The 3039-nt window shown below is 71.9% G+C and carries 3 protein-coding genes and 1 pseudogene; 2 read left to right on the forward strand and 2 right to left on the reverse strand.

Annotated features, from left to right (window positions below):
* Positions 1–1743 (forward strand): recombinase family protein (locus QOZ89_RS46940; protein ID WP_312629392.1); only part of this gene is annotated, 1743 nt, incomplete at its 5' end.
* Here the strand turns inward: QOZ89_RS46940 and QOZ89_RS46945 are convergent.
* Positions 1719–2198 (reverse strand): transposase, encoded by a 480-nt coding sequence (locus QOZ89_RS46945; RefSeq protein ID WP_312630388.1) that lies wholly within the window; start codon positions 2196–2198, stop codon positions 1719–1721. The two genes, QOZ89_RS46940 and QOZ89_RS46945, sit on opposite strands and share 25 nt — an antisense overlap.
* Positions 2123–2641 carry a winged helix-turn-helix domain-containing protein gene (locus QOZ89_RS46950; RefSeq protein WP_312630389.1) on the reverse strand — a complete coding sequence of 173 codons (519 nt, stop codon included), beginning with the start codon at positions 2639–2641 and terminating at the stop codon, positions 2123–2125. The genes QOZ89_RS46945 and QOZ89_RS46950 overlap by 76 nt, the downstream gene beginning before the upstream one ends.
* Positions 2642–2841: 200 nt before the next feature.
* On the opposite strand from QOZ89_RS46950, the pseudogene QOZ89_RS46955 reads away from it, so the two are divergent.
* Positions 2842–3039: pseudogene (locus tag QOZ89_RS46955) on the forward strand (IS110 family transposase); the annotation flags it as partial.

The raw sequence follows: 3039 nt of genomic DNA on the forward strand, positions 1-3039 counted from the left end.
CTTAGGCAGCGGATGACAGCGGGGCGGCTGGCCAGGGCGGGCCGCGGGGAGCTGGCGGTGCCGCTGCCGGCGGGATATGTGCGCCGTCCCTCGGGCGAGGTCGCCCTTGATCCGGACGAGCAGGTCCAGGCCGTGGTGCGGCTGGTGTTCGAGCTGTTCGAGCGGCTGGGCACCGTGCACGCGATGTTGCGGTTCCTGGTCGAGCATCGGGTGCAGATCGGGATGCGGGAGCGGTCGGGGCCGGGCAAGGGTGAGGTGGTCTGGCGTCCGCCTCACCAGCAGGGCCTGGTCAACATGTTGCGTAATCCGGCGTATGCGGGGATCTACGCCTACGGTCGCAGCCGCACCGAACCGTCCCGGCGGCGACCCGGTCGCGAGCACTCCGGACGGGTCCGCGGCCTGCAGGCCGGGCAGTGGCAGGTGCGTATCGAAGGGGCGCTGCCCGCTTATATCAGCGTCGAGCAGTACGAGCGGAATCTCGCCCGGATGGCCGCCAACCGGGCGCGGGCCGACAGCCTGGGGGCGGCGCGGGACGGTCCTGCGTTGCTGGCCGGGCTGGTGGTCTGCGGGCGCTGCGGCCAGCGGATGCAGGTCGCCTACGAGGCCGGAGCCGACGGACCGGTCCACCGCTACTGCTGTCAGCGACGCCACCACACCTACGGCGAACCGCGCTGCCAGCAGATGGCCGGGCGCTGCGTGGACGGCCATGTCGTCTCCCAGGTGCTGGACGCGCTGGCACCAGCGGCGCTGGAGGTGTCGCTGCGCGCGGCCGAGCAGATCGAGGCGCACCGAGTACAGGTGGACCGGATCTGGCGGCAGCGCCGGGAGCGCGCCGAGTACGCCGCCGAACGCGCTCGCCGCCAGTACCAGCTGGCCGAACCCGAAAACCGCCTGGTGGTCAGGCAGCTCGAGCGCGAGTGGGAGCAGGCGCTGGCCGCCCGGGCGCAGCTCGCCGAGGACCACGCGCGGTTCGCCCGCCAGCACCCCACCCGCCTGTCCGCCGCCGAACAGGCCGCGATCCGCGCCCTGGCCGCCGACATCCCGGCGCTGTGGTCGGCCCCGACGACCACCACGGCCGACCGCAAGAGACTGATCCGCGCCGTGGTCGACCAGGTCACGGTCACCGCCGCGGGCACCAGCGAGCAGGTGCACGCCACCATCACCTGGGCTGGCGGCCACCAGACCCACGCCGACCTGGTCCGCCCGGTGGCCCGGATCGACCAGCTGTCCTACCACCCCGCGCTGCTCACCCGGCTCGGACAGCTGGTCGCGGCCGGCCTGGACAACGCCGCGGTCGCCGACCAGCTCGCCGCCGACGGGTTCCGCACGCCCCATCTGCGCGAGCGTTTCCACGTCGGCGAGATCCAGCACCTGGTCCGCCGCCTGGGCCTGCGCCCCGGCCTGGACCACGACCGCCGCACCGACCAGGGCAGTCTCGGCCCCGACCAATGGTGGCTGACCGCCCTCGCTCGCCAGGTCGGGATGCCAGCGGCGACCTTGTACACCTGGGTACGGCGCGGCTGGGCTACCGGACAGCAAGACAGCCGACCGCCCTACCGCTGGATCATCACCGCCGACCAGGGCGAGGTCGAACGCCTGCGCGCCCTGCACCAGCTCCCAGCCGGCTACCACAACCGCCGCCGCTGGACCGACAACCCAGCCGACCAGCCGACCAGCAGCACCAGCAGCACCAGCAGCACCAGCAAGGAGACCAGACATCATGACTGGATACGCACCTCGTAGTTCGGCAAACCTATCTCGGCGGGGTTGAGCTCGGGGGCGTAGGCCGGTAGCCAGGCCACGTCCAGCCAGTCGGCGTGGTGTTCGACGAACGTGCGGGTCAGCGCGGCGTGGTGGGCGGGCAGGTTGTCCCACACCACCGTGATCTTGCCGGGGAGCTGGTGATGCGCGGCGCGCAGCAGCCCGGTCAGGTCGGACGGAGTGACCCCTTTGGGTTCGCCGCGACGGCCTCGGTGGACCCGCAGCCGGTAGAGCAGCCGGGGTCTGTGACCGGGGCGCAGACACAGCAGGCCGATGATCGCGACCCGCGGTGAGCGCCGCGCCGAGACCGCCACGATCGGGGTGCGGCCACGGTGCGCCCAGGTCCGTCCCTTCGGCGGTCTCAGCGACTGGCCGGTCTCGTCGAGGAAACAGATCCAGGCACCGCGGGCCGCGGCCGTTCTTTTACCCGCGGCCACCCGTCCCGCTGCCAGGTCGCGACCGCCCTCTCGTCGCGCTCGACCGCCCGCTGCGTCGGGCGCTGCGCCGAATAGCCCAGCCGGTGCAACAGCTTGGCGACCCCGGTCAGCGTGTAGGACTGCCCGAACAGGTCCTCGATCAGCAGCGCGACCCGGGACAGGGTCCAGCGCTGGTCGACCGTCCAGCCGTGCACAGCCGGCCCGCGATCCAGCTCGTCGTCCAGCCGGGCCAGCTGCTCGTCGTCCAGCCGGCAACGCGACGCCGGCCCACTCGACCGCAACGCCTCCGTCCCACCGGCGCGCCAGGTCTGTTGCCAGGCGTAGGCGGACTTTCTCGACACCCGCAGCCGCACGGCGACCTGCGGCGCAGGCAGGCCATCAGCGAACATCGCCGCGGCCCGCAGACGGACCTGTTCACGGCGGGCACGGTCCGCATCCGTCAACCCGCCACCATCGGCATACCTCATACCTCGGGGCTACCCCACAACCCGAAGCTCACCCCACGAATTCAAGGTCGATAGTGTGACGTGGGGATCTGCAGGCACGTGGGACTGCTGCTTCGAGCGCGACCTCTAGACTCTTTGATCATCGGATCCCCCCGGGTGGCCGCCCTGTCCTGTCGGGACGACCGTCTGGGGGTCTGATGGAAGCGCAGGTGGCGCGGTGCGCCGGTCTGGACGTGCACAAGGACGAGATCGTGGCCTGTGTGCGGGTCACCGAGCGGCCGGGTGGGTCTGCCCAGGTCCAGTTGCACACGTTCGGGGCCACGACCCGGGAGCTGCTGGCGTTGCGGGACTGGCTGACCTCCCTGGGGGTGACCCGGGTCGGGATGGAGTCGACC

Source organism: Pseudofrankia coriaricola (assembly GCF_032027725.1).
GTDB lineage: Bacteria > Actinomycetota > Actinomycetes > Frankiales > Frankiaceae > Pseudofrankia.